Origin of the sequence: Flavobacterium sp. (assembly GCF_017744675.1) — a bacterium.
In the GTDB taxonomy this organism is placed as follows: Bacteria; Bacteroidota; Bacteroidia; order Flavobacteriales; family Flavobacteriaceae; genus Flavobacterium.
Map to the genome: position 1 here is coordinate 36,239 of NZ_JAGIAV010000005.1, position 26,213 is coordinate 62,451.

Genomic DNA, 26,213 nt, shown 5'->3' on the forward strand with positions numbered 1-26,213 from the left:
GTAACTAATATTTAGTTGCAGAATAAAGAATTAATGATAAATTTGTATGAGTAAAATTGATAAACTTATTGAAAGGTTAAAGTCTAGACCAAAAGATTTTTCTTGGGATGAAATGGTAAAAGTTCTAAATCATTTTGGTTATAATCAGATTTCACAAGGGAAAACAGGTGGTTCACGAAGAAAATTTGTAAATGAGAATAAGCAGATTATAAGTCTGCACGAACCACATCCACAAAAAGTTTTGAAAGGATATCAGCTTGATATTATTATTGAACATTTAGAATTGTAAGATGAAAAACTATTTAGAATATAACGGATATATTGGAACATTAGAGTTTTCTGCAGATGATAAAATTTTCTTCGGGAAAATTCAAGGTATAAATGATTTGGTAACTTTTGAAGGTTCTTCTGTTACTGAATTGGAAGAATCTTTTAAAGACGCTGTTGACGATTATTTAGAAACATGCAAAGTATTGAATAAAGCTCCAGAAAAAATCTATAAAGGATCTTTTAATGTAAGAGTGTCACAGGAACTACATCAAAAAATTGCTCTTTTAGCAGTTAAAAAAGGATTGAATTTAAATGAAATTGTAAAAGAAGCAATATCATACGTTTTAAAACATGAAGAGGTTTTAAACTGAAAAATGCAAACGTAATTCTTTATCTTTTATCTTCTTTAGAATAATTAGATTCTCCATTAATATTAATTTCTCCACCTAGAAAATGAGGTTCACGATTTCGTAGAACATCCAAAAAGGATTTGAAAGTAGAGAGGCATTCTCTAAATGTAACATATTTATAACCGAGATATTCTCCTTGATTTGCCGAATAGCCAACAGATTTTACTCCTAACTGATTTCCGATGTAAATCGCACGGTTTAAATGGTATTTCTGCGAAATTAATGTAGCTCTTTTAATTTTGAAAATATGTTTAGCGCGATACATCGTTGAATACGTGTCGAAACCTGCATAATCAATAAAAATTTTGGTTGTGTCAACGCCATGATTATAACAGTAATTTTTCATTACCGTTAATTCATCATATTCATCGCGACCATTATCTCCCGAAAGCAAAATTTTATTAATGCGTTTTGCTTTCCAAAGCATAATTCCTGCATCAAGTCGGTCTTTTAAATATTTACTTGGCTGATTGCCATTAATTCCAGCGCCAAAAATAATTCCGACATCATTTTTCGGAAACTTTTTAGCAGAATAATAAATCTTAGTTTTGGTTGAAGATTTTACATAGTAATTCACCGAAATAATCGCGATTAATCCAATAATAGTAAGATAAAGCGCTATTTTAAAATATTTTTTCAAAATGGATTTTGTAAGATTAGGATTTAAAATACGAAGATAACCAAATTTACTTTGAGATAAAATCAAATAAAAAACCGAAGCGAAAAAGCTTCGGTTTAATCTGAATTTATTCGGTAAAGAAATTTAATCTAAAATCTAAAATCAGAAATCTAAAATTAAAGAAGCCCCGCTCTCTTCAGCAAAGCTTCAGGTTTTGGCTCCTGACCTCTGAAACGTTTGTATAAAGTCATTGGATGTTCTGTTCCTCCTTTTGAAAGAACATTGTCTTTGAATTTTTTAGCGATTTCTTCATTGAAAATCCCATTTTCATGGAAATATTCAAAAGCATCAGCATCTAGAACTTCAGCCCATTTGTAGCTGTAATATCCAGAAGAATATCCGCCTTGGAAAATGTGTGAAAAAGCGGTACTCATCGCATTTTCTTTTACATCTGGATACAATTGGGTATTAGCAAATTGCTCCGTTTCAAAAGTTTTAAGATCTGTAATATTAGTTGGATCTTGTCCGTGCCAAGCCATATCCAACAATCCGAAACTTAATTGGCGCAAGGTTGCTAAACCTTCTTGGAAGCTTGCACTTTCTTTAATTTTCTGAACATATTCAATCGGAATAATTTCTCCCGTTTCGTAATGATTCGCAAATAAAGCCAAAGCTTCCGGTTCGTAACACCAGTTTTCCATAATCTGACTTGGCAATTCTACAAAATCCCAATAAACAGAAGTTCCAGACAAACTTGGGTAAACCGTATTGGCTAACATTCCGTGCAATCCGTGACCGAATTCATGGAATAGAGTAGTCACTTCATTAAAAGTCAATAATGAAGGTTTTGTTTCGGTTGGTTTTGTAAAGTTGCAAACATTCGAAATATGTGGTCTTTCGTTTACGCCGTCTTTTACATATTGCGATTTGAATGAAGTCATCCAAGCACCGTTTCTTTTTCCTTTTCTTGGGAAGAAATCGGCGTAGAAAATCGAAACTAAATCATTTTTAGCATCTCTTACTTCGTAAGTCGTTACTTCTTCATGGTATTTATCGATATCAAAAACTTCCGTAAAAGTTAAACCGTATAGTTTTTTTGCTATTGTAAAAGCACCGTCCAGAACTTTTTCTAATTGGAAATAAGGTTTTAGCTTTTCATCATCTAAATTAAAAAGCTGTTGTTTTAATTTTTCCGAATAATAAGCGCCATCCCATTTTTCCAATTGCTCAATTCCGTCTAATTCTTTCGCGAAAGTAGTTAATTCTGCAAATTCTTTTTGAGCAGCAGGTTTTGCTTTTGCCAATAAATCATTCAAGAAAGAAAATACTTTTTCTGGACTTTCGGCCATTCTTTCCTCCAGAACAAAATGAGCATGTGTTTTATAGCCTAATAAATTGGCTCTTTCATGACGAAGTTTAGCAATTTTCAGAACATTTTCTTCGTTGTTGAATTCGTTTTTCTGAAAACCTTTTGCTCCAAAAGCAATCGCCATTTTTTTACGCAATTCGCGATTATCAGCGTAAGTCAAGAACGGAACATAGCTTGGATGATCTAAAGTGAAAATCCATCCTTCTTTTTCTTGGTTTTTGGCTAATAATCTAGCGGCCTCGATTGTGCCTTCTGGCAAACCTGAAAGATCTTTTTCATCCGTTAAATGCAATTCGAAGTTGTTGGTTTCTGCCAAAACATTTTCGCCAAATTGCAAACTTAATGTCGATAATTCTTTGTCGATTTCTCTTAATTGATTTTTCTTGTCTTCTGGCAAATTAGCTCCGTTTCTAGAAAAGCTTTTATATTTTTTATCTAATAAAGTCGTTTGCTCTGGGTTGAGGTTCAAACTTTCTTTTTGATCGTAAACTGCTTTTACTCGTGCAAACAATTCCGCATTTAAGCGAATATCATTTCCAAGTTCTGAAAGCCAAGGCGAAACTTCCTGAGCAATTTTCTGCATTTCGTCATTCGTTTCAGCCGAATTCAAATTAAAGAAAATACTAGAAAGGCGATCTAAAATATCTCCAGAATAATCCATTGCCACAATTGTGTTTTCAAAAGTTGGCGCTTCTGGATTGTTTGCAATCGCATCAATTTCGGCTTTGGCCAAAGCAATCCCTTCTTGAAAAGCAGGAACGTAATCTTCGATTTTAATCTGCGAAAAAGGTGCGGTGTTATGTTTGGTGTTGAAATATTGTGTTAATACGCTCATGTTGTAGATTTTTATAAGTGAGCAGTGGTCAGTTTTTTAGTATTCAGCACAATACTGAACACTAAAAAACTGACCACTGAATACTAAATTTATTTATTAAGACCTTCAGCCGCTTTATTTACCGCAGCTTTCAATTCTTCTTTATAGGCAATAATCGTATCCAAAACTTTTTTGTCATGGCTTCCGATGATTTGTGCTGCTAAGATTCCAGCATTTTTTGCTCCGTTCAAAGCTACTGTTGCAACTGGAACACCACCTGGCATTTGCAGAATTGATAAAACAGAATCCCAACCATCAATCGAGTTGCTTGATTTTACAGGAACTCCAATTACAGGAAGCGGAGACATTGAAGCCACCATTCCTGGCAAATGTGCTGCACCACCTGCTCCGGCAATAATTACCGAAATGCCGCGATTGTGTGCATTTTTGCTGAAATCGAATAATTTCTCTGGCGTTCTGTGTGCCGAAACAATATCTACTTCAACTTCAACATTAAATTGTTTTAATATGTCGATTGCATCTTGCATAACTGGCATGTCTGAGATGCTTCCCATTATAATAGCTACTTTGCTCATGTTTCTTTTTTGTTTCAAGTTTTAAGTTTCAGGTTTCAAGTTATACTGAGACTTAAAAAAATATTTAGTTTTAAACTGATTACTGCGACTGACTGATCATTAATTTACTGACCACTGATTACTCTAATTGTATTCTTAACTTCCTCTGCAATTCTTCTTGCTTCGGCCATGTTTTCGTTCACGATGGTTACGTGCCCCATTTTTCTGAAAGGACGTGTTTGTTTTTTACCGTAAATATGTGGTGTAACGCCATTCCAGCCTAAAATGGTTTCAATGTTTTCATAAACTACATTTCCAGAATAACCTTCGGCACCTACTAAATTGACCATAATTCCGGCAACCTTACTGTCTGTGTTTCCTAACGGAAGATCTAAAATAGCACGCAAATGATTTTCGAATTGTGAAGTATAACTCGCTTCGATAGAATAATGTCCCGAGTTGTGCGGACGCGGAGCTACTTCGTTTACCAAAATTTCATCGTCTTGTGTCTGGAACATTTCAACCGCTAGAAGTCCAACGTGATTGAAGCTTTCAGAAACTTTTAAAGCAATTGTTCTGGCTTTTTCTGCAACTTTATCATCGATTCTGGCTGGGCAGATTACGTATTCCACTTGGTTGGCTTCTGGATGGAATTCCATTTCTACAACCGGATACGTTTTGATTTCTCCTGATGGATTTCTAACTACAATTACCGCCAACTCGTTTTTGAACGGAACCATAGTTTCTGCAATACATTCCACATTTGGAAGCGTATCTAAATCGGAAGCTTGGCGAACTATTTTTACACCATTTCCATCATAACCAAATTCAGTGCATTTCCATACAAAAGGAAATTTTAGATTGCTGATTTTAGATTTTAGATTTTCTAGATTTTCAAATCTTTCAAAAGGTGCAGTTGGGATATTATTCTGAGCGTAAAAGTCTTTTTGAACACCTTTATTCTGAATTCCTTTTAAGGTTTTTGGAGATGGATATACTTTTAAACCCTCGTTTTCTAATTGTGTCAAAGCTTCAAGATTTACCAATTCGATTTCAAAAGTTAAAACATCGACTTGTTTCCCGAAGTTGTAAACCGTATCATAATCCATTAAATCGCCTTGAAAGAATTTGTTGCAGGCAATTTTGCTCGGCGCTTCGTCGCTTGGATCTAGAACGTACGTTTGTATATCAAATTTTCTGGTGTCAAACAAAAGCATTTTACCTAATTGTCCGCCACCTAGTATTCCTAATTTAAAATCAGAAGAAAAATAATTCATTTTGTGTTGTGTTTTTGCAAAGATACTTTTTAATCTTTTTTTAGCCAAAATTCATTACGCACTAGTTTTTTGCCACGAATTACACGAATTGCTCGAATTTTTTATTGCTAATTATAATTAGTGGAAATTAGTGTAATTAGTGGCAACTCAAAAACCTATTTTATTTTCTTCAAAACTTCTTTTGCGACGGCTTTATAAGCGGGAGAATGATCTGCGAAATCTTTTTCGAGTATAACCTTAAGTTCTGGATGAATCCAGTCGTAATCACAGCCTAAAATATATAAAGTCCTGATAGAATAGGCTTTTGTGGCAACTTTAGTGTCATTAATTAGCCAATCAAAAGAAGCTTCGATGCAATCTTGAAGATTTTCTTCGGAGAGTTTAATGCTGTTCTCACTTTTCTTATAATGTGATTTTACCAAAAGCTGTGTCACTTTTGCAATCGGACGAAGCGAACTTTCGTCTTTTAAAACCTTCAAATTCGAAAAGAAAAAATCAAGATGTGGCTGTAGCCAAAGTAATTCTTCGTAAGAAACAAATTCTAAAATCCAGCAAGCTTTATGGTTGTTTTTGTCTGAAGGCGTAAAACAGATGGAAACTAATTCGCTAAAAAGCGAAGGATTTTCTAAAACATCTTGCGCAGCTTTTAGACGGTTTTCTCTATATGCATTTACGTAATCTAGTTTTTTTTGCAGTTCAGAAAGCATTATTTTGAAATTAAATACTATGCTAAAATAAGTAATTTAATGAGATCATTCCGTAGTAATTTATCGGTAGACCAGGATAATAAAACCTTGGCTGTGCATTTCCGATTCCGGTCGCATTGGTCAAAATCATCGAAGCATATTTTTCATTGGTCGCATTATTTATTCCGGCATCGAAATGCGCTTTCAATCCAGACAAAATTTCAAATTGATAGCCTGTTTTTAAATTCAATAAAGAATAAGAATCTGAAAAATTGGCGTTTGAATCGTTCATCGGAATTTTATCTGTGAACTGAAAATCGGCTGAAAAATAAAATCCTGAATTGGTATTGAAATTAAAACCTGCGCTTGCCGTATTGGCAGGAACTCCTGTTAATTTATTTCCTGAATAATCATTTCCGTTGTCGACAAATTCTTTGAATTCATAATTTCCAATAGAAGTGCCGACGTAAGAGTTTAAATTAAAAATTCGATTAATAGTCCAATTATGTTTTAGCAAAATTTCAATTCCTTCATGGAAAGTCTTTCCCGTATTTACGCCTTCATATTGATCGTCTCCAATTCTTTTAGCAACCAATAAATCTTTAATTTCCATTCGATAAACGGCAATTTCAACATATAATTTTTTACTGAAAAGATGAAGTTTGCTTCCTAATTCAAAATTGTAACCTGTTTCTGGTTTTATGTTCTGATTGATATTTCCTGTGCTAGTTAAAGTTTCTTCGGTTGCGGGAAGAGAAAATCCCCGGCTTGCAGAAAAGTAAAAAGTCTGGATTTCATTTGGTTTGAACAAAAAGGAAAGCTGTGGTGAAAAAATGCCATCATAACTATAATGCTCCGTCGGATTATTCGCAGAAGCGGGAAAATCATTCTGAAGTTCAAATTTGGTTTTGTTGTAATTTAAACCTGCCTGAATCTCAAATCGGTCAGAAAGCAAGGTTCTAATTTGCGAAAAAATATTATAAAAATGCCTTTTCTGATTGGTTGCTGTAAGCTGATCGCCTTGTAGGCTTCCGTTTCCATTATTTTGCTGATACAGATTTTGAAAAGTATTGCCACTATAATGGTCTGCGAAATATTCAATGCCACCAATAAATTGATTGTTGATTTTTCCGATTGTAAAATCTCCAGAAAATTGCGTTCGTACGCCTGAAGCAAAAGTATATTGACGCAAAATATCAAAAGGACGCGGTTCGTTGCTGTCTTTATAATTAACAAAGACCGAAGTCGAATTATTCAAATGATCATTGATTTTAAAGTCATAAGCCAATCCGCCTAAAGTCGATTTGTATTCTTTAAAACCTTTTGAAGCAACCCAAGTTGGTGCGCCTGCTTGTGGATTATTTTCGAAAGTAGTCTTATTGATCGAACTCGGAATGTATGCTTTCAAATAAGTATAATTGGAAAAATAAGTCAGTTTGCTGTTTTTCTTTCTAAATAATTCTCCGCCAAGCGTAATTCCTTCACGATTGTAAGCGCTGTTTTCACGCCAGCCGTCAGTTTTTAAATTATGATAACTCACATTTAGCGATGAACTTTTTTCATTCAAATCAAAACTGATTCTGTTTTTCAATAATCCGTAAGAGCCAAAAACAGAACTGACTTCCGCTTGATAATTGCCTTTTCTTAAAGATTCGGGAGAAATCAAAATTGCGCCGCCCAAGCCAGCGCCATAAACACTAGAAAGCGGACCTTTTATAACTTCAATTTGATTAATATTTTGAAGGTCAATATCATCAATCACCGTTTCGCTGTTTCCAGAAGTAAGTGGAATGCTTCCGTAAAAAGCCCTAATTTTATTCGTTCCGTATGGAGTTCGTGCGCCAATGCCGCGAATCGAAATTCGGGTTGTGGTAATATTAGACGATTGCATAAAAACGCCAGGAATGGTATTGATGACATTGCTAATGTCTGTAGTATTATTTCGAAGTAATTCTTTTTCGGATAAAATGCCAATAGAAGCGGGACTGTTCTGCAAATCCCGATTAATATGAAGTGAACTAATTAAAACTTCATTCAGTTTTTGCGTTTTAACCGAATCAATATTTTGGACTTCTTTTTCTTGTGCCATCAAATTTTGAAAAACCAGAAACACAACAATAAGAAAATCGTATTTTTTTTGAAGCATAAATTTTTTTTGAAGCAATTTTCGAGTTTAGAATTTTATCTCGGCAGATTGATATTGGAATTTAATTTTAACACATAGAAACATAGCATTGATTGAGGCAAAAAAGGCGTTTCAGATTTTATTGTAACTTCTTTTTAAACAAAAATCTATATCTCTATGTGTTTAAAATTTTCATTTATAATTGATTCCAATATAAGTTGGAATTTGGGTTTTTAGAAATTGGAATTTAAAAAATTATTTCTTCGCTGTTACTTTCCAAATGGTATTACTGCTATCATCATTTACCAAAAGGGATCCATCATTCATCACAGTTACTGCAACAGGACGTCCGTAAACTTCGGCTTTTTCATCATTCGAAATAAAACCCGTTAAAAAATCTTCTGGCTTTCCTGAAGGTTTTCCGTCTTTAAAAGGAATGAAAAGCACTTTGTAACCTGAAATTTTAGAACGGTTCCAAGAACCATGCTGACCTACAAAAACACCATTTTTATATTTTGCTGGAAATGCATCTTTAGTGTAAAAAGCCAATCCTAAAGAAGCTGTGTGAGGACCAACCGATACATCAGGAACAATTGTTTTTTCTACCAAATCTTTTCTTTCGCCTTTCATTCTCGGGTCAGGAATATTTCCAAAATAAGCATAAGGCCAACCGTAGAAACCATCTCTTTTTACACTTGTAATATAATCAGGAACCAAATCGTCTCCCAATTCATCACGCTCATTTACTGCAGTCCACAATTCTTTGTTTACAGGATTCCAATCCATTCCAACAGGATTTCGCAACCCAGAGGCATAGATTTTTTCACCCGTTCCATCAGGATTAATTTCTAGAATTGCAGCACGACGAACTTCTTTGTCCATTCCGTTTTCTCCGTTATTACTTCCAGAACCTACAGAAACGTAAATTTTGCTTCCGTCAGGACTTGCTAATAAATTTCTTGTCCAGTGATTGTTGTAACCGCCGGCAGGAAGTTCAAGGATTTTTTCTCCTTTGGTTTCCAACTTCAGCGGATTGTTTTTATAAGGATAGCGGTATAAGCCATCGGTATTGGCAATGTAGAAAAAGTCTTTTAAGACCAGCATTCCAAAAGGTTTGTTCAGTCCCGAAATAAAAACTTCTCTCGTTTCAAACTTTCCATCCTTATCTTTATCTCGCAAAACCGTAATTTGGTTTTTACTGGCGCGCGTTCCGCTTTCCACAACAAAAATATCTTGGTTAGGAGCAATATATGTCCAACGCGGATTCTCAAATCCGTCCGCAAATTTAGTTACAGTAAAACCTTCAGGAGCTTTTGGCGTTTTGCCTGAAGGCCAGCCAATCACTTTACTATTCTTGGTTTTAGACTCCGTTGCATAGGGCGGAGGAAGCGTAATTTCTCCAATGGCAGTTTTTACAACATTTCCTGGCTGTTTGGCCAAGGCTTCTTTTTCTTCTTTTTTCACTTGCCCATTGCAGGCAGTCATTAAGGCTAGTAGCGGTATCGATAATAAGGCTAAGGATTTTTTCATTTGAGTTTTGGAGTTAATCATTTATAAAACAACAATTTAATCATTTAAAATAAGGCATCAAAAAAGAGTTTGTAAATATTAACTGATATTTAACATTCGTAAAAAATATCTCGAATACAGTTTATTTTGATAGAAGCTGTTAAGTTCTAATTCTTTATCTTTGTCCATTATTTTAAAAAGAAAAATAATGATACAACTTCACGATAAACAATTTGTTCCGTTTATTTCGGCTAAAGAAATTGATTTTGCTTTGACCAAAATGGTAGCTCAGGTAGAAAACGATTTTGGAGATGATACGCCAATTTTTATTGGAGTTCTGAATGGTGCTTTTATGGTGGTATCAGATTTTTTGAAGAAATATAAAAAACCATGTGAAGTTTCGTTTATAAAAATGGCTTCGTATGAAGGAACAGAAAGTACAGAATCGGTTAAGGAATTAATTGGAATCAATCATGATCTTTCAGGAAGAACAGTAATCGTGATTGAAGATATTGTTGATACTGGAAATACTGTAGAAGAATTAAAGCACTTGTTTAAAGCGCAAAATGTAAAGCATTTTAAAATTGCAACCTTGTTCTTTAAACCAGAGGCATATAAAAAAGACATTAAAATAGATTATATCGGAATCCGTATTCCGAACAAATTTATTGTAGGTTACGGTCTAGACTATGATGGTTTAGGGAGAAACCTAACCGAAGTTTACAAACTAGCAGAATAAAAAAACAAAACACAACTAAATATTCATTTAAAGACTTCTGAAAGACAGAAGTAACAACACTCATTTAAATTATGATTAACATCGTTTTATTTGGAAAGCCTGGTGCAGGAAAAGGAACTCAGGCAGAATTTTTAAAAGAAAAATATAATTTAACACACCTTTCGACAGGAGATATTTTTCGTTTCAATTTAAAAAATGATACTGAACTAGGAAAACAAGCAAGAGTTTTTATGGACAATGGAGAATTGGTTCCTTGCGAAGTAACAACTGCAATGTTAATTGATGAGGTTAAAAAACATCCAGATACTGCAGGATTCTTGTTCGATGGTTACCCAAGAACAATCAATCAAGCAGAAGCTTTAGATAAATTTTTACCAACAATCGGATCTAGCGTAACAGCAACAATCGCTTTAGAAGCTGATGACGAAATTTTGGTAAAACGTCTATTAGAAAGAGGAAAAACAAGCGGAAGAGCTGACGATCAAGACGAAGAAAAAATTCGTGTAAGATACCAAGAGTACAATGAGAAAACAGCTCCTCTTATTGGATATTATAAAGAACAAGGTAAGTTTCATGCCGTAGACGGTATCGGAACTATTGAACAAATTACAGAGCGATTAACGTCAGTTATAGATAATTTGTAGAAGCTTATTCCAGCTGTACGTTACAAGTCCTCGCTAAAAAAACTATTTTTCCAAACCATAAAACGAGCTTCCTTCGGTCGCTGTTTTCTGGCAGGAAAAATTAGTTTTTTTAGCTCCGGGCTTTTCACTTCCATCTGGGCTAGAAATCAAGATTGCGAATTACTATTAACGAGACCATTTTATAACGAATCCACTATCAATTGGAAATACTAATTATATTTTTTCTAATTCTATTAAACGGAGTTTTCTCCATGTCTGAAATCGCTTTGATTTCGGCCCGTAAAAACAGGCTGGAAACTGCTGCGAAAAAAGGCAATAAAAGTGCTAAAACAGCACTCGATTTAGCCAATTCCCCAAATAAGTTTTTATCTACAGTACAAATCGGAATTACCCTTATCGGAATTTTGACGGGTATTTATTCTGGTGACAAAATCACTGCCGATGTAGAACTTTTTGTAGCGGGTTTTGCTGTTCTTAAACCTTACGCACATTCAATCGCGGTTGGAATTGTAGTTGTAGTTTTAACTTTTTTCTCATTGGTTTTAGGGGAATTGCTTCCAAAACGAATCGGATTAAATTATCCAGAATCAATTGCCAAAATGGTGGCAATGCCAATGAAAGTGATTTCGATTATTACGGCTCCATTTATTTGGTTGCTAACTACATCAACAGATTTTTTATTGAATGTTTTTCAAATAAAACCAACTGCTGACGGAAAAGTTACCGAAGAAGAAATTAAAGCCATTATTAAAGAAGGAACAGAAGTAGGAGAAGTTCAAGAAATTGAACAAGATATCGTAGAGCGTGTTTTTCATATTGGCGATAGAAAAGTAAGTTCGTTGATGACGCACAGAAAATCTGTTGACATGCTGCCCTTAAAAGAAGATAAAGCAAAAATCAAAGAATTAGTTGTTCAGGATTTACACGCAGTTTATCCTGTTTACAATGAAAATTACGATGATATTGTGGGAGTCGTAACGCTTAAAAATATCTTTGCCAACATCGAAAACGAACAATTTGATTTGTCGGCAATAGTTTCAGATGCGCCTTATTTAATGGAACAAACGACAGCTTACAAAGCTTTAGAAAATTTCAAAAAAACAGGAGTTCATTACGCTTTAGTTTCAGATGAATATGGTGTTTTTCAAGGTTTAATTACTTTAAATGATATTCTAGAAGCTTTGGTTGGAGATGCATCAGAATTTTACAAAGACGAATTCCAACTAATAGAAAGAGAAGACGGTTCGTGGTTGGTTGACGGACATTATTCGTTACACGACTTCTTAACGTATTTCGAATTGGACGAACTGACAAACGATTACGAAGTAAATACCGTAAGCGGAATGATTATGACCGAGCTTTCTCATATTCCAAAAGAAGGAGAGAAGTTAGTTTGGCAAAAATTTGTTCTAGAAGTTATCGACATGGACGGTGTTAAGATTGACAAAGTGCTTGTAAGAGCATTAAAAGAGTAGAGAAATTTGTTTCAAGTTGTAAAGTTTCAAGTTTCAGGTTAACAGCTTTGAGCCAACTTGAAACGTGAAACGTGAAACATGGAACTACACATAAACAAGAAAAAATGACAGAAGGAAATTTTGTAGATTACGTTAAGATATATGTTTCTTCCGGAAAAGGAGGAAAAGGTTCTACGCATTTACATAGAGAGAAATTTATTGAAAAAGGAGGTCCAGACGGTGGTGATGGTGGCCGTGGGGGACATGTGTATTTAGTTGGAAATAAAGGACTCTGGACATTATTTCATTTAAAATTTGCACGCCACGTCAAAGCAGGTCACGGTGGAGATGGTGGTTCTGACAGAAGTACAGGTGCAGATGGAGAAGATAAAATTATTGAAGTGCCACTAGGAACTGTTGTAAAAGACAAAGAAACTGGAGAAACACTTTTTGAAATTACAGAACACGGAGAAAAACAGATTCTGGCAAGAGGAGGAAAAGGAGGTTTAGGAAACTGGCATTTTAGAAGTTCTACAAACCAAACGCCTCGTTATGCACAGCCAGGTTTACTTGGTGTAGAAATGGATGTGATTCTAGAACTTAAAGTTTTGGCAGATGTTGGATTGGTTGGTTTTCCTAATGCAGGAAAATCTACTTTATTATCTGTACTGACTTCAGCAAAACCAAAAATTGCAGATTATCCGTTTACGACTCTAAAACCAAACTTAGGAATTGTAGCATACAGAGATTTTCAATCTTTTGTAATAGCTGATATTCCTGGAATTATTGAAGGAGCTGCAGAAGGAAAAGGCTTAGGGCATTATTTCTTGCGTCATATCGAGCGTAACTCGACTTTATTGTTTTTAATTCCTGTTGATACAGCAGATATTAAAGCAGAGTATGATATTTTGGTTAACGAATTAACGAAGTACAATCCTGAAATGTTAGACAAAGAACGTCTTGTTGTTATTTCAAAATGCGATATGCTGGATGATGAACTAAAAGCCGAATTGAAAGCTGAATTAGATGTTTCTTTCAAGGGTGTTCCTTACATGTTTATTTCTTCTGTTGCGCAACAAGGTTTGACAGATTTAAAAGATAAGCTTTGGAAAATGCTTAATGAATAAGATTATGAGTTTCTAAGCTCAAAAGAGAAAATTTAGAATCTTAGTATCTTAGTAACTTTTCAAAAAAGGTGTTCTGTTTTCAGAGCACCTTTTTTGCTTTATAATGTTAAATTCGTAATGAACTGCTAAAAATACAGTATCATTTTTAATTTTAAGATTGTTTGGGTTGAGTTAATTGCCAAAATGGCTTATATTCGCATCACTTAAACAAAATAACATGAAAAAAGTAATTTTATTCTTGACCATGTGCCTTATGGCTTTCCCAATGAGAGCTGATGAAGGAATGTGGTTTTTGATGTTTATCGAAAGATTGAACCATAGAGATATGGAAAAAATGGGCTTGCAATTGACAGCCGAAGAAATTTACAGTATTAATCACCATAGTTTAAAAGATGCGATTGTACAGTTTAACGGAGGTTGTACTGCAGAAATCGTTTCAAATAGCGGTTTGGTTCTTACGAATCACCACTGTGGCTATAGCGCGATTGCTGAACTTTCTACTGCAGAACAAAATCATTTGAAAAATGGTTTTTGGGCAAAAAGCCGTTCAGAAGAATTAAAGCCAAAATCTTTATATGTGCGTTTCTTCGTTCGTATGGATGATGTTTCAAAAAGAATTTTGTCTAAAGTAAATGATACTATGACAGAAACGGAAAGAAACAAAATCATTCAGCAGGAAATCGCTTTAATCGAAAAAGAGAATAGCGAAAACGGAAAATACACTGTTTCTGTTCGTCCTTTCTTTCAAGGAAATGAATATTACTATTTTGTTTACCAAGATTACACAGACGTTCGTTTAGTAGGAACTCCTCCTGAAAGCGTGGGTAAATTTGGTGGAGATACAGACAACTGGGAGTGGCCTCGTCAAACTGGAGATTTCTCTATGTTTAGAGTTTATGCAGATAAAGATGGAAATCCAGCGGCTTATTCTAAAGACAATGTGCCATTACAGCCAAAACACTATTTGCCTGTAAGTTTAAAAGGTGTAAAAGAGAATGATTTTGCCATGATCTTAGGTTATCCAGGAAGAACAAACCGTTGGATGCCTGCTGGAGGAATTGAGCAAAACATTAAATATGCTTATCCTGCTTGGGTTGAAGGCGCAAAAACAGGAATGGATGTAATGAAAAAGTATATGGATAAAGATGCAACTGTTCGTTTACAGTATGCTTCTAAATATGCTTCGACAGCAAACTACTGGAAAAACCGTCAAGGTATGATCGATGCTTTAACAAAAGCTGGAACTGTAGATACAAAAGCAGAACAAGAAGATAAATTCTACGAGTGGGCAAGCAAACCTGCAAACAAAGAAAAATACGAGAATGTAATTCCAACTATCAACGATTACTACAGAGAGACAAACTTAAAAGCACGTCACGATAATTATTTGATGCAACTTTTACGTACTTCTAGCTATGCAACTGCACCAGCTAATTTAGGAAACGCATTAATTGCTTACTACAAAGAAAATGATGCTAAAAAAGCAGAAATGCTTCCTAAAATCAATGCAATGGTTGAAAGCATTTATGGTGATTTCTACGCTCCTTTAGAAAAAGATATTTTAGCAGCACAGTTGAATTTATACGCTTCAAAAGGTGCTGAGTACGGAATTGCTCCAGAAATTGCAAAAATGAAAACTGCTAACAATGGTGACTTTACTGCAGATGTAGCAAAAGCAACAGAGATTAGTTATTTTACAAGTAAAGAAAAAGTTTTAGCATTTTTAGCTGATCCAAAACCATTGGCAATTGTACACGATCCGTTGTATATTATTTCTAATGATTTATTGACAAAATACCGTTCTAAAACAGACGATCAAGCAAAAGCTGACGACGGATTTGCAACTGCATACCGTAAATTGGTTGAAGGTTTAAGAGAATCTAAACTGAATGCTATTAAATATCCAGATGCAAACTCTACGTTGAGGTTGACTTACGGAAAAGTTCGCGCTTTGCCTGCAGATCCTCGCAACGACGCTAAAATCAACAACTATACTACAATGGAAAGTATGGTTAAAAAATACAAAGCAGGAGATCAGGAATTTGACTTGCCAGCTCGTTTATTAGAATTAAACAAGAAAAAAGATTACGGACAATATGCTGATAAAGCAGGTTATATGCCAGTAAACTTTTTAACAGATAATGATATTACAGGAGGAAACTCTGGATCGCCAGTTCTTAACGGAAAAGGTGAATTAATTGGAATTGCTTTTGACGGAAACATCGAAGCAATGGCTGGAGACGTAATTTTCGATTCTAAATTGCAAAGAACGATCAACGTTGATATTCGTTATGTACTTTGGATTATTGACAAATACGCTGGAGCTAAAAATATTATCGACGAATTGACGATTACTAAATAATCTCATTTCCATTTTAAAAAACAACCCGATAGGTTTCTAAGACCTGTCGGGTTTTTTATTTTATATTTCGTTATTTTTGAAGCATGAAAAATCTCCTTTTGTTTCTTTTTATTTTGCCTGTTTTTGGTTGGGCACAATCTAATTTTGAGAAAGGAGAAAAATTATTTCAGGCTAAAAAATATAGTGAAGCTGAGCCTATTTTTGAAGGAATTCTAAAAAACAATCCATCCGATATAAAAGCATTAGAATATTTAGGAGAAATAGCAGGACATCAAAAAATGTGGATAAAAGGAGCTTCATATTTCAAAAAACTTAAAGAATTGCGTCCTAATGTGGCTGATTATTTTTTTAAGTATGGTGGCTGTTTAGCTATGAGAGCTGTTGAGGTGAATCGATTAAAAGCTTTTACAATGGTGGGAGATATGAAGGAAGCTTTTGAAAAAGCCATCGAATTGAATCCGAAACATGTGCAGGCAAGATGGGCTTTAATCGAAATATATTTGCAATTGCCTGGCATTTTGGGCGGAAGTGAGTCGAAAGCAATTGCTTACTCAAATGAACTGGCTCAATTTTCTCCTGTCGATGGTTATTTATCACGAGGAAGAATTGAAGAGTATTTCAAAAGATATAATCAGGCAGAGAAAAATTATAAAAAAGCTCATGAAATTGGTGGTTCAAAAGTAACATTTCAAAAATTATATAATCTATATTTGAATAAGTTAAAAGACCCTAAAAAAGCTAAGGATTTAAAACAAAAATACGAAGAATAATATAAAAGGCAGATTTCAAAAAATGAGATTTGAAATTTAAAAATTGATATTTAAATGAAAACACATTTCATCGCCATTGGCGGAAGCGCTATGCATAATCTGGCATTAGCATTACACAATAAAGGATATCAGGTAACAGGAAGTGACGATGCTATTTTTGAACCTTCAAAATCAAGATTAGAAAAGAAAGGAATTCTTCCTGCTGAACTAGGATGGTTTCCAGAAAAAATAACTTCAGATATTGATGCGATTATCTTAGGAATGCACGCAAAAGCAGATAATCCTGAATTGTTAAAAGCGCAAGAATTAGGTTTGAAAATCTATTCGTATCCTGAATTTTTATACGAACAATCTAAAAATAAAACTCGTGTTGTAATTGGCGGTTCTCACGGAAAAACCACCATTACTTCTATGATTCTTCATGTAATGCATTACCATAATATTGCGGTTGATTATATGGTAGGAGCGCAGTTGGAAGGTTTCGATACAATGGTGCATTTGACCGAAGAAAATGATTTTATGGTTTTAGAAGGAGATGAGTATTTATCATCGCCAATTGATAGACGCCCGAAGTTTCATTTATATCAGCCAAATATTGCTTTGATTTCTGGAATCGCTTGGGATCATATTAATGTTTTTCCAACTTATGAAAACTATGTAGAGCAGTTTGAAATTTTCATCGAAAAAATTACAAATGGCGGAATTTTGGTTTACAACGAAAATGATCCTGAAGTGAAACGAGTTGCTGAAGCAGCGACAAATCCGATTAGAAAAATTGCTTATTCAACTCCAGAGTATTCGGTTAACGATGGCGTGACTTTATTAAAAACTCCAGAAGGCGATATGCCAATTGAAGTTTTTGGAGCTCATAACTTAAATAACTTGGCAGGAGCAAAATGGATCTGCCAAAATATGGGTGTTGATGAAGAAGATTTCTACGAAGCAATTGCAAGTTTCAAAGGTGCTTCTAAACGTTTAGAGAAAATTGCTGAAGGAAAGGGAAAAGTGGCATATAAAGATTTTGCGCATTCTCCAAGTAAAGTAGCTGCGACAACAAAAGCAGTAAAAGAACAATACCCAAACAGAACTTTGGTGGCTTGTTTAGAATTGCATACTTACAGCAGTTTAAATGCGGAGTTCTTAAAAGAATATGAAGGCGCTTTAGAATACGCTGATGTTGCGGTTGTATTCTATTCTCCAGACGCAGTAAAAATTAAGCAATTGGAAGAAGTTACTTACGAGCAGATTGCTACAGCATTCAATAGAAAAGATTTAATTATTTATACCAATCCAGCTGAGTTTAAAGAATATTTATTCAATTTAAATTTAGATAATTCTGCACTTTTATTAATGAGCTCAGGAAATTACGGAGGTTTAAATTTTGATGATGTAAAAGGATTGATTGAGTAATTAGTCAATTAGAAAATAAGATAATGTGTCAATTGTTATACGATTGGCACATTTTTTTTGAATTATCTCATTTTCTACTTGCCACATTATCTAATTATAAAATTTTATGAGAGAATTTTCTTCTTTTTTATATCTTCGCTTCTTAAAAGTATTATTATTATGGAAGGAGGTCATTTTGCTATAAAAAATTGGTCTGATGATGACAAACCTCGCGAAAAACTAATGCTCAAAGGAAAAGAGGCTTTGAGCGATGCTGAATTATTAGCAATCTTAATTGGTTCTGGAAGCCGTAATGAATCGGCTGTTGCATTAAGCCAACGAATTTTAGCTAGTGTTGGAGGATTAAATTCACTGGCAAAATTATCGATTGCTCAATTAATGAAATTTAAAGGAATAGGAGAGGCCAAAGCCGTTACAATTGTAGCTTCTTTAGAATTATGTGCACGTCGAAGATCAGAAAAAAATGTGGAGCAGACTAAAATAACTTCGAGTAAAAAGGTTTTCGATTTAATGCAACCTGTAATTGGAGATTTATCTCATGAAGAATTTTGGGTGCTTTTTCTTAATAATTCTAATAATGTGGTTTCTAAGACTCAATTGAGCAAAGGCGGAATTGGTGGTACAACTGTCGATGTCAGATTGATTTTTAAATTGGCGTTTGAAAAATATGCTACAGCCTTGATTTTGTGCCATAATCACCCTTCTGGAAGTTTGATTCCTAGTGATGCGGATAAACAAATTACAAGAAAAATACGCGAAGCGGGAAGTAAGTTAGATGTTAAAGTTTTAGACCATGTTATTATAACTGAATCAAAATATTATAGTTTTGTAGATGAAGGAATCTTTTAATGCATGAATACCACAAATATTACCGACATTTTTTTTGATTTAGATCATACACTTTGGGATTTTGATAAAAATTCAGAAATGGCATTTGATCGAATTTTCAAAACGAAATACCAAGAAATCGTAACTCAAGATTTTATTAAAGAATATATTCCGATCAATCAAGAATGCTGGAGATTGTATCAGAACGATAAAATTACACATCAAGAACTGCGTTATAATCGTTTGAAGTTTTCGTTTGATGCTTTGAATTATGTAATTTCAGAAGAAAATATCTTGGAAATAGCTAATGATTATATTGAGTTTCTTACCGACAATAATTATCTTTTTGATGGAGCAATTGAAGTTTTGGAGTATTTAAAGCCAAAATATAAACTTCACATTATTACAAACGGATTTGCTCATGTGCAGGAAAAGAAAATTAATAATGCTTCGCTTGGAGGTTATTTCAGCACGATTACAAATTCGGAATTAGCTGGTGTTAAAAAGCCAAATAGTATTATATTTGATTATGCATTAAAATTGGCCAATACTTCAAAAGAAAATAGTATTATGATTGGAGACGATTTTGAAGCCGATGTAAACGGAGCTTTGAATGCAGGCCTAGATGCTATTTTCTTTAATGAAAAAAGATTGGCAGTTTCAGAAAACTATAAACAAATTTACCATTTATTAGAACTAAAAAAATATTTATAATGATGAGAATTAAATTTTTACTTGTTGCCTTATTATGTTCAGTTATTGGATTTGCGCAGTCTATTAATGATTACAAAGCTGTAATTGTACCTTTGAAATATGATTTTATAAAAACAGACAATCAATATCGTTTGGCTACACTAAGCAAATCAAATTTAGTAAAAGCTGGTTTTGAAGCTTTTTATGCAAATGAACAGCTTCCTGACGGATATACAGATCGTTGCCAGGTGTTATATTTAGATGTAGTAAGAGATAACGCTTTCTTAGTTACTAAACTTATCGTACAATTCAAAGATTGTTTTGGTCAAGTGGTTTATACTTCAGAAGTAGGAAAAAGTAGAGAGAAGGAATATGAAGTAGCGTACAAAGAAGCACTAGACAATGCTTTTACGTCAGTTAATGCTTTGCATTATAAATACAGTGGTAATCCAGTTGCAACTTCAAGAACAACTGCTCCTGTAAAAGCTGCTGTGGCGACAAATGCAGTTGCTGCTATTGCTGCAACGCAAATTGCTGTAGCTTCTTCGCCAGATTTAAAAGATCCGAATTTATTGTATGCTCAACCAACAGAATCTGGATATCAATTAATCGATAAAACGCCAAAAGTAGTTATGAAACTTTTCAAAACTTCACAGCCAAATGTTTACATCGCTAGCAAAGATAATGTTCAAGGTTCTTTGATTTTAAAACAAGATGGGCAATGGTATTTTGAATCTTATCAGAATGATAAGCTGGTTTCAGAAAAAATTGTAGTTAAATTCTAAAATACAAAATGCGGTTTAATAACCGTATTTATCTTTCCAACGGTTCTTTAAAAATTCGCGGGTACTGTTCTCTCTAGAATTGTTTCCAGGATTATAAAGAACCGTTTCTTTTACAGCATCGGGCAAAAACTCTTGCTCAGCAAAATTATTGGCATAATCGTGCGAATATTTATATTCATCTCCATATCCTAGTTCCTTCATTAATTTGGTTGGAGCATTTCGCAAATGAAGCGGAACTGGTAAATCGCCAGTTTGTTTCACTAATTGTTGCGCACTGCCAATTGCCATATAAGAAGCATTGCTTTTTGGCGATGTAGCCAAGTAAATAGCACATTGGCTTAATATGATGCGACTTTCTGGATATCCGATAGTGGTAACAGCTTGAAAAGTATTATTAGCCATTATAAGTGCCGTTGGGTTGGCATTACCAATATCTTCGCTTGCTAAAATAAGCATTCTTCTGGCAATAAATTTTACATCTTCACCACCTTCAATCATTCTGGCGAGCCAGTAAACGGCTCCATTCGGATCACTTCCGCGAATAGATTTAATGAAGGCAGAAATAATATCATAATGCTGTTCGCCAGTTTTGTCATAAAGAACCGTGTTTTGCTGTACAAGTTCTAAAACACGATCATTGGTTATGGTAATTTCGTCACCAGCAGAAGCATTAACAACAAGCTCAAATACATTTAAAAGTTTTCTTCCATCTCCTCCAGAAATGCGTAATAACGCTTCTGTTTCTTTTAGATTTATCTTTTTAGTCAATAAATAAGTGTCAGTTTTCATTGCGCGCTCTAAAAGAGCCTCTAAATCGGCTTTTGTAAAAGCATTTAGTATATAAACTTGGCAACGTGACAATAATGCAGGAATCACTTCAAAACTTGGGTTTTCGGTTGTCGCACCGACCAAAGTTATCCAGCCTTTCTCTACAGCAGCCAACAATGAGTCTTGCTGTGACTTGCTAAATCTGTGAATCTCATCAATAAATAGAATAGGATTTTTGGCAGTAAAAAGCCCGCCGCTTTGTTTTGCTTTATCAATAACATCGCGAATGTCTTTTACACCCGAGTTGATAGCGCTTAGAATATAAAAGGGTCTTTTGGACTCTTGAGCAATAATTTGGGCTAATGTTGTTTTTCCCGTACCAGGAGGCCCCCAGAAAATCAAAGAGGGAATTATTCCTTTCGAAATCTGCTGTGTTAAAGAACCAGTTGGGCCAACCAAATGCTGCTGGCTGATATAATCTTCTAATTTCTGCGGACGAATACGCTCTGCTAAAGGTGCTTCCATAAATACAAAATTAGTATTTTAAGATTTAAATTTCATTCATTCAAAAGTTAAAACAACTCACTGAAAGAATGATTGTTCTGATTTGAGACAATTTCTATTTTAATATGACAAAATATCAGTAAAATATTTTTGGATAGTTTTTTGAGTTCTGTTAAATGTTATTTTCAAAAAATATGAGCGATACTAATTTTAAGTTTTCAAATTCGGTTATTGGACTTCCATTGTTTTTTGTCCTTTTTTTATGGATAATATATTGGCTTCAGATTCGCTTTGATTTTGATTTTTATCGCTACGGAATTTATCCTCGTGATTTTATAGGACTTCGAGGTGTTTTATTCAGTCCATTCATTCACGAAAATTTAGATCATTTATACAATAATAGTATTCCGCTTTTAATACTGTTGGCGGCAATGCAATACTTTTACCCAAAACAGACTTTCGGTGTTATTGCATACGGGATACTGCTTTCAGGATTGATTACATGGGTTGTCGGAAGAGAGAATTTTCACATTGGAGCCAGCGGACTCATTTATGTTCTAGTTAGTTTTATTTTCTTTAAAGGTATTCAAACTAAATATTATAGATTGGTAGCATTGTCTCTTACTGTGATTTTGCTTTATGGCGGAATGATATGGTATGTTTTTCCAGATGTAGATCAATCTATTTCTTGGGAAGGACATTTGGCAGGCCTTATTACAGGTTTTGTTTTGACTTTGTTTTATAAAGCGCCCGAATATGCCAAACCAATTGTTTACGATTGGCAACATCCAGATTTTGATCCTAGCAATGATCCTTTTATGAAACATTTTGATGAAAACGGTAATTTTGTCCCTACTTCATATGATGATGAAGAGGAACCGATAGAATATTTTTCGTCTAGTTTTCCTGTAAATTATATTGTAATTAAAAAGACGGAGCAAGAAGAAGAAACAGATCAATAATTTTCTTTGAAATAAAAGGAGTAAATTTGTTAGGGTAACAATTAAATTCTGAGCATTATGAAATTGAAATTTATCGTTTTGTTTTTGTGTTTTGTTTTTAATGCGAAAGGCATTGCTCAATGTGAAATAAAAAATAGAGTGCAGGCAGATGGAAGTATGATTTATTACTTTGAGCCAGCCGTTTTTTATACTACAAAAGCGAAATCGTTGAAAATTAATATTGTTACAGACAAAGAACATTATTTTGTTGCGCTACAGCCTACGCCTTTCCCTGATAAGAAAGAAGGGAAAAAAATTAAAGAGGATTTAATAATTCATCTTGCTGATAATAAAACGTATAACTTAGCTCATTACGATACGCAATACAGACGCAACGATTCTATAATGCAGGTTCTTTATTTGATAGATAATAAAGATATAGAGGCATTTTCAAATTATGAAGCCGTTAGTGCTGAAATTAATATGCAGGGTACAGAATTTGTGCGAAGCTATAATTTTAAGCTTCATAAAAACGCTATTGTCGAACAGCTGAATTGCTTTTTGAAGAAAGAAGAGAATTAATTTTACTCTTCGTCTTTTGCTTCAGGATCTTTTTTAGCTTCAATTTTCTTTTGAAGGTTTCGAAGAAGATTGTTGAAAGTGATAGTAAGTGAAGCAGCATTGGTTGTTTGATTTCCGCTATTTCTCGGAAGGTATTCATTGCAATAGGTTAGTTCGACTTGAAAATCATCCGAAAATAGATAACCTGCCCCAATGTTTAATCGATTTCGATCAAAGAAACTTTCGCCTGTTATTTTTGCTCCAGATTTAAAATAAAGTTCATCTGATGCAATTGCATATACAACACCACTTCTTAAAAATTTACTATTAAGAGGTTGGATGTATTTAATCTGCTGGCGATATCTAAAAACATTTTCGTAATCACCATCTTCATTTCTAATGTGCCGATATTCGGTACGCATTCTTGTGCTTAAGGTATAACCCGTTTTATGAAAGTAATAAATGCCCTGAAGAGCAAAACGCCATTCAGGAGATTCGAACTGGCCGATTTCGGGAACGTCTCGATTGTTGAAATAAGCTATAAAACCTGAAAATTTCCATCTAGGAGAGAAGTAGTAATGTCCCCAACCTCTAAGGGATCTTTGAATGGTATTTTCAAATAAGTTTGGAGATGATTCTGTACTGCTGTAGGCCGCTGCTACATCTATTTCAGTAGCCCATTTTTTGCTTATAGTCTGGTTAAACTGAAACTCATTCCAAAATTGATTGTATGTAGTATTTTGTCCGTAGCTGTTTGTAATCAGTAAAATTACAAACAGGCATCGGAATATGTTAACTTTTGATTTTGAATTAGATTTTGAAAGCATTAATTAAAGGTATTTAATTATTTCATTCGCATCTTAATTTCTCAATTTGTTTTTTTTTAGATTCTTTGTCGAACAGCTTCGTATAGAAAAGCCCCACAGGCAACAGATACATTTAAAGATCCAATTGAACCAAACATTGGCAGCTTAGCTTTTTCGTCTACTATTTTTAAAACAGAAGGATTTATTCCTCGGTCTTCAGATCCCATAATAATAGCTAATGGTTCAGATAACGATATGTCGTATATGTTTTGATCTGTTTTTTCGGTTGCTGCTACTGTTTTGATTCCAGAACCTTGTAAGTAAAAGATAGCATCTTTTATATGTTCTACTTTGCAAATAGGCACATTGAATACGGCTCCGGCAGAAGTTTTAACAGTATCTCCGTTTACAGGAGCAGAACCTGCTTTTTGTATAATGATTCCGTTTACACCAGTACATTCTGCTGTTCTAATAATAGCACCAAAATTTCTGGCGTCTGATATCTGATCTAAGATAAGAAAAAGAGGTTTTTTGCCTGACTCTATGGTAGATTCAATCAAATGTTCTAAATCAATAAAACCAATAGGAGAGATGGTTGCTACAGCTCCTTGGTGGTTATTTGGCGTAAGACGATTTAGTTTTTCTACAGGCACATAAGAGAAATTAATGTTAGCACGTTTCATTACCTTCATTAAATCTTTCATAAGTTCACCAGAAATATCTTTCTGAATAAAAACTTTGTCTACTTCTTTCCCTGCCTGAATTGCTTCTATGATGGCTCTAATGCCAAATATTTGATGTTCTTTTTCCATTGGACAAATATAGGTAATATGTTTATATAAAAAAACCACCCCAAATTAATGGGGTGGTTTAAATAAAATGCTATATGCAATTTTTTAGTGTTCGTCTTCTTTGAAACCAGTTCTCTTGTAACCTTTTATTTCATAAATAGTTCCTGGATCATCTGAGAATTCAGCTTTAAAAGAGATACCGTCAACAATATGACCTCCAGTAGTTTTAGTGTCATTTTTAGTGACTTTCCCATCTGTAACATTAACAGTGATGTTATATCCATCAACACTACTAGCTAATTTACTTCCTGCAAATGTTAATGAGCCTAGGGTTACTGGTGACTTAACTTTAAAAGTCCAAATTTTACCATGGTCATCAATCCACATTTCTTTTCCATCATCTGCTGATGTATTATAAGTAGAAAGAAGAGTATAATTAACTGCTAATTTTCCGTTAACGAATGTTTGAACATACCAGTCTCCTGCCATTGATTCCACAGATGTTCCTCCTGGATCAGTGTCTCCCACTTCATCACAAGATGCAAATGAAGCAAGTACAAATACAGCTGCAACTATACGGATTATATTTTGTTTTAATTTTTTCATTTTAATAATTTTAAAGTTGTACTTGAGTTAATGTTGATACAAAAGTATAAGTAGTTGATGCATCAGCTTCCCAAACTGTTGTAAGTACAAGTGTTTTAGTAGTAGGATCAACAGTTAAACCTGTAATATTAGCAGATCCTCCAAATTGTTTGTTTGTTAACGGGTTGCCTGGAAAAGTAAAAGTATTTGTTGGAATATTTCCAGCAATTGTACCTCCTAAAGTGGCTGAATTGATTCCTATGCTTCTACCTAGATCATACCAGCCTCCAAAAGCATCAGAAACACCAAATGTGCCATCTGCATTTTTCCAAATATACACATATTTCATGTTTACTGAACTTCCCTGACTAGCACTCATCAATACACCATTTCTTTTTACTGTAGAGATATATACACCTTCAATACTGTTAACTAAATCTCCGGTTTTGTAAACAATAATTTTTCTACCTTTAGTTGCTTTGTATCCATCTTTGTTTACTGCACTGTAATTTTCAGTATACTCGTCAATTTTGTTAACGTCAAGAGTAGTACCACCTCTATATTTTCCACCTGTTAAAGCTGATGTAGTTGGTATTACAGCTCCACCTTCTGTAGATACAGCACCTGGGTCTGTGTAAGTTTGACCCAGTGGTAAAAAGTATGGATTGTCACCATTAACAGTAATAAGAGCATAATTTGTTACTTTTGAAACGTGATCAGTATCTGTTGAGCATGATGTAAGTAGCAGACTGCTAAACACCATTAATTGTATAAATATTTTTTTCATCAGT

General features: G+C 34.2%; 26 protein-coding genes. 14 read left to right on the forward strand and 12 right to left on the reverse strand.

The window, feature by feature from the left end; translation table 11 throughout:
• Positions 1-46 precede the first annotated feature (46 nt).
• On the forward strand, positions 47-289 hold the full coding sequence (locus tag J7574_RS17095; protein ID WP_290971303.1) for a type II toxin-antitoxin system HicA family toxin: 243 nt from the start codon (positions 47-49) through the stop codon (positions 287-289).
• A gap of 1 nt (position 290) precedes the next feature.
• Positions 291-641, forward strand: coding sequence for a type II toxin-antitoxin system HicB family antitoxin (locus J7574_RS17100; RefSeq protein WP_290971305.1), 351 nt, complete (start codon positions 291-293; stop codon positions 639-641).
• Between the two features lie 19 nt (positions 642-660).
• On the opposite strand, the gene J7574_RS17105 is transcribed toward J7574_RS17100, so the two are convergent.
• The 7 genes from J7574_RS17105 to J7574_RS17135 all read right to left on the reverse strand — a co-directional run bounded on the left by J7574_RS17105 (position 661) and on the right by J7574_RS17135 (position 9,675).
• Positions 661-1,320 (reverse strand): ElyC/SanA/YdcF family protein, encoded by a 660-nt coding sequence (locus J7574_RS17105; RefSeq protein ID WP_290971307.1) that lies wholly within the window; start codon positions 1,318-1,320, stop codon positions 661-663.
• 155 nt (positions 1,321-1,475) lie between these two features.
• Positions 1,476-3,503, reverse strand: a complete 2,028-nt coding sequence (locus tag J7574_RS17110) for a M3 family metallopeptidase (protein ID WP_290971310.1) — start codon at positions 3,501-3,503, stop codon at positions 1,476-1,478.
• Between the two features lie 89 nt (positions 3,504-3,592).
• Positions 3,593-4,078 carry a 5-(carboxyamino)imidazole ribonucleotide mutase gene (gene purE, locus J7574_RS17115; RefSeq protein WP_290971313.1) on the reverse strand — a complete coding sequence of 162 codons (486 nt, stop codon included), beginning with the start codon at positions 4,076-4,078 and terminating at the stop codon, positions 3,593-3,595.
• A gap of 104 nt (positions 4,079-4,182) precedes the next feature.
• Positions 4,183-5,334 (reverse strand): 5-(carboxyamino)imidazole ribonucleotide synthase, encoded by a 1,152-nt coding sequence (locus J7574_RS17120; protein WP_290971315.1) that lies wholly within the window; start codon positions 5,332-5,334, stop codon positions 4,183-4,185.
• A gap of 155 nt (positions 5,335-5,489) precedes the next feature.
• Positions 5,490-6,041, reverse strand: coding sequence for a hypothetical protein (locus J7574_RS17125; RefSeq protein ID WP_290971318.1), 552 nt, complete (start codon positions 6,039-6,041; stop codon positions 5,490-5,492).
• A 22-nt stretch (positions 6,042-6,063) separates the two neighbouring features.
• Positions 6,064-8,166, reverse strand: a complete 2,103-nt coding sequence (locus J7574_RS17130; protein WP_290971320.1) for a TonB-dependent receptor — start codon at positions 8,164-8,166, stop codon at positions 6,064-6,066.
• A gap of 234 nt (positions 8,167-8,400) precedes the next feature.
• Positions 8,401-9,675 carry a sorbosone dehydrogenase family protein gene (locus J7574_RS17135; protein ID WP_290971323.1) on the reverse strand — a complete coding sequence of 425 codons (1,275 nt, stop codon included), beginning with the start codon at positions 9,673-9,675 and terminating at the stop codon, positions 8,401-8,403.
• Between the two features lie 187 nt (positions 9,676-9,862).
• On the opposite strand from J7574_RS17135, the gene hpt reads away from it, so the two are divergent.
• The 10 genes from hpt (at position 9,863) to J7574_RS17185 (ending at position 20,466) form a co-directional block, all read left to right on the forward strand.
• A complete protein-coding gene (gene hpt, locus J7574_RS17140; protein WP_290971326.1) occupies positions 9,863-10,393 on the forward strand; it encodes a hypoxanthine phosphoribosyltransferase in 531 nt (176 codons plus the stop codon).
• A gap of 71 nt (positions 10,394-10,464) precedes the next feature.
• Positions 10,465-11,037 (forward strand): adenylate kinase, encoded by a 573-nt coding sequence (locus tag J7574_RS17145; protein WP_239452933.1) that lies wholly within the window; start codon positions 10,465-10,467, stop codon positions 11,035-11,037.
• A 200-nt stretch (positions 11,038-11,237) separates the two neighbouring features.
• Positions 11,238-12,512 carry a hemolysin family protein gene (locus tag J7574_RS17150; protein ID WP_290971332.1) on the forward strand — a complete coding sequence of 425 codons (1,275 nt, stop codon included), beginning with the start codon at positions 11,238-11,240 and terminating at the stop codon, positions 12,510-12,512.
• A 104-nt stretch (positions 12,513-12,616) separates the two neighbouring features.
• Positions 12,617-13,618: a GTPase ObgE gene (gene obgE, locus J7574_RS17155; protein ID WP_290971334.1), complete on the forward strand. Its 1,002-nt coding sequence runs from the start codon at positions 12,617-12,619 to the stop codon at positions 13,616-13,618.
• Positions 13,619-13,835: 217 nt separating this feature from the next.
• Positions 13,836-15,980: a S46 family peptidase gene (locus J7574_RS17160; RefSeq protein ID WP_290971336.1), complete on the forward strand. Its 2,145-nt coding sequence runs from the start codon at positions 13,836-13,838 to the stop codon at positions 15,978-15,980.
• An 83-nt stretch (positions 15,981-16,063) separates the two neighbouring features.
• On the forward strand, positions 16,064-16,750 hold the full coding sequence (locus tag J7574_RS17165; protein ID WP_290971339.1) for a tetratricopeptide repeat protein: 687 nt from the start codon (positions 16,064-16,066) through the stop codon (positions 16,748-16,750).
• Positions 16,751-16,804: 54 nt separating this feature from the next.
• On the forward strand, positions 16,805-18,160 hold the full coding sequence (murC, locus tag J7574_RS17170) for a Mur ligase family protein (RefSeq protein WP_290971341.1): 1,356 nt from the start codon (positions 16,805-16,807) through the stop codon (positions 18,158-18,160).
• A gap of 159 nt (positions 18,161-18,319) precedes the next feature.
• On the forward strand, positions 18,320-19,009 hold the full coding sequence (gene radC, locus J7574_RS17175) for a DNA repair protein RadC (RefSeq protein ID WP_290971344.1): 690 nt from the start codon (positions 18,320-18,322) through the stop codon (positions 19,007-19,009).
• 3 nt (positions 19,010-19,012) lie between these two features.
• Positions 19,013-19,702, forward strand: a complete 690-nt coding sequence (locus J7574_RS17180; protein WP_290971347.1) for a YjjG family noncanonical pyrimidine nucleotidase — start codon at positions 19,013-19,015, stop codon at positions 19,700-19,702.
• The gene (locus tag J7574_RS17185; protein WP_367272607.1) at positions 19,702-20,466 is read left to right on the forward strand and encodes a hypothetical protein; all 765 of its coding nucleotides are present in this window, start codon (positions 19,702-19,704) and stop codon (positions 20,464-20,466) included. Before J7574_RS17180 ends, J7574_RS17185 begins: the two co-directional genes overlap by 1 nt.
• Positions 20,467-20,481: 15 nt before the next feature.
• Here J7574_RS17185 and J7574_RS17190 read toward each other — a convergent pair whose 3' ends face one another.
• Complete coding sequence (locus J7574_RS17190) at positions 20,482-21,759, reverse strand: replication-associated recombination protein A (RefSeq protein WP_290971350.1); 1,278 nt, start codon at positions 21,757-21,759, stop codon at positions 20,482-20,484.
• A gap of 173 nt (positions 21,760-21,932) precedes the next feature.
• Here J7574_RS17190 and J7574_RS17195 point away from each other — a divergent pair, with 173 nt between their 5' ends.
• Together J7574_RS17195 and J7574_RS17200 are read left to right on the forward strand one after the other, a co-directional pair.
• Positions 21,933-22,700, forward strand: coding sequence for a rhomboid family intramembrane serine protease (locus tag J7574_RS17195; RefSeq protein WP_290971353.1), 768 nt, complete (start codon positions 21,933-21,935; stop codon positions 22,698-22,700).
• Between the two features lie 57 nt (positions 22,701-22,757).
• Positions 22,758-23,261: a hypothetical protein gene (locus J7574_RS17200; RefSeq protein WP_290971356.1), complete on the forward strand. Its 504-nt coding sequence runs from the start codon at positions 22,758-22,760 to the stop codon at positions 23,259-23,261.
• Positions 23,262-23,263: 2 nt separating this feature from the next.
• Here J7574_RS17200 and J7574_RS17205 read toward each other — a convergent pair whose 3' ends face one another.
• The 4 genes from J7574_RS17205 to J7574_RS17220 all read right to left on the reverse strand — a co-directional run bounded on the left by J7574_RS17205 (position 23,264) and on the right by J7574_RS17220 (position 26,209).
• Entirely contained in the window at positions 23,264-24,067 is an 804-nt protein-coding gene (locus J7574_RS17205) for a DUF2490 domain-containing protein (RefSeq protein WP_290971359.1), read from the reverse strand.
• 56 nt (positions 24,068-24,123) lie between these two features.
• Complete coding sequence (gene rlmB, locus J7574_RS17210) at positions 24,124-24,858, reverse strand: 23S rRNA (guanosine(2251)-2'-O)-methyltransferase RlmB (RefSeq protein ID WP_290971362.1); 735 nt, start codon at positions 24,856-24,858, stop codon at positions 24,124-24,126.
• Between the two features lie 84 nt (positions 24,859-24,942).
• Positions 24,943-25,443 (reverse strand): lipid-binding protein, encoded by a 501-nt coding sequence (locus J7574_RS17215; protein ID WP_290971365.1) that lies wholly within the window; start codon positions 25,441-25,443, stop codon positions 24,943-24,945.
• A gap of 10 nt (positions 25,444-25,453) precedes the next feature.
• A complete protein-coding gene (locus J7574_RS17220) occupies positions 25,454-26,209 on the reverse strand; it encodes an immunoglobulin-like domain-containing protein (protein WP_290971368.1) in 756 nt (251 codons plus the stop codon).
• Between the last annotated feature and the right edge of the window lie 4 nt (positions 26,210-26,213).

Bases quoted from the DNA above. Each gene is read 5' to 3' on its own strand.
- obgE (WP_290971334.1), top strand. From the start codon at position 12,617: ATGACAGAAGGAAATTTTGTAGATTACGTTAAGATATATGTTTCTTCC.
- J7574_RS17190 (WP_290971350.1), bottom strand. From the start codon at position 21,759: ATGGAAGCACCTTTAGCAGAGCGTATTCGTCCGCAGAAATTAGAAGAT.
- J7574_RS17205 (WP_290971359.1), bottom strand. From the start codon at position 24,067: ATGCTTTCAAAATCTAATTCAAAATCAAAAGTTAACATATTCCGATGC.
- J7574_RS17215 (WP_290971365.1), bottom strand. From the start codon at position 25,443: ATGAAAAAATTAAAACAAAATATAATCCGTATAGTTGCAGCTGTATTT.
- hpt (WP_290971326.1), top strand. From the start codon at position 9,863: ATGATACAACTTCACGATAAACAATTTGTTCCGTTTATTTCGGCTAAA.
- J7574_RS17135 (WP_290971323.1), bottom strand. From the start codon at position 9,675: ATGAAAAAATCCTTAGCCTTATTATCGATACCGCTACTAGCCTTAATG.
- murC (WP_290971341.1), top strand. From the start codon at position 16,805: ATGAAAACACATTTCATCGCCATTGGCGGAAGCGCTATGCATAATCTG.
- J7574_RS17185 (WP_367272607.1), top strand. From the start codon at position 19,702: ATGATGAGAATTAAATTTTTACTTGTTGCCTTATTATGTTCAGTTATT.
- J7574_RS17220 (WP_290971368.1), bottom strand. From the start codon at position 26,209: ATGAAAAAAATATTTATACAATTAATGGTGTTTAGCAGTCTGCTACTT.
- J7574_RS17160 (WP_290971336.1), top strand. From the start codon at position 13,836: ATGAAAAAAGTAATTTTATTCTTGACCATGTGCCTTATGGCTTTCCCA.
- J7574_RS17125 (WP_290971318.1), bottom strand. From the start codon at position 6,041: ATGCTTTCTGAACTGCAAAAAAAACTAGATTACGTAAATGCATATAGA.
- rlmB (WP_290971362.1), bottom strand. From the start codon at position 24,858: ATGGAAAAAGAACATCAAATATTTGGCATTAGAGCCATCATAGAAGCA.
- J7574_RS17165 (WP_290971339.1), top strand. From the start codon at position 16,064: ATGAAAAATCTCCTTTTGTTTCTTTTTATTTTGCCTGTTTTTGGTTGG.
- J7574_RS17095 (WP_290971303.1), top strand. From the start codon at position 47: ATGAGTAAAATTGATAAACTTATTGAAAGGTTAAAGTCTAGACCAAAA.
- radC (WP_290971344.1), top strand. From the start codon at position 18,320: ATGGAAGGAGGTCATTTTGCTATAAAAAATTGGTCTGATGATGACAAA.
- J7574_RS17100 (WP_290971305.1), top strand. From the start codon at position 291: ATGAAAAACTATTTAGAATATAACGGATATATTGGAACATTAGAGTTT.
- J7574_RS17145 (WP_239452933.1), top strand. From the start codon at position 10,465: ATGATTAACATCGTTTTATTTGGAAAGCCTGGTGCAGGAAAAGGAACT.
- J7574_RS17130 (WP_290971320.1), bottom strand. From the start codon at position 8,166: ATGCTTCAAAAAAAATACGATTTTCTTATTGTTGTGTTTCTGGTTTTT.
- J7574_RS17120 (WP_290971315.1), bottom strand. From the start codon at position 5,334: ATGAATTATTTTTCTTCTGATTTTAAATTAGGAATACTAGGTGGCGGA.
- purE (WP_290971313.1), bottom strand. From the start codon at position 4,078: ATGAGCAAAGTAGCTATTATAATGGGAAGCATCTCAGACATGCCAGTT.
- J7574_RS17110 (WP_290971310.1), bottom strand. From the start codon at position 3,503: ATGAGCGTATTAACACAATATTTCAACACCAAACATAACACCGCACCT.
- J7574_RS17195 (WP_290971353.1), top strand. From the start codon at position 21,933: ATGAGCGATACTAATTTTAAGTTTTCAAATTCGGTTATTGGACTTCCA.
- J7574_RS17200 (WP_290971356.1), top strand. From the start codon at position 22,758: ATGAAATTGAAATTTATCGTTTTGTTTTTGTGTTTTGTTTTTAATGCG.
- J7574_RS17180 (WP_290971347.1), top strand. From the start codon at position 19,013: ATGAATACCACAAATATTACCGACATTTTTTTTGATTTAGATCATACA.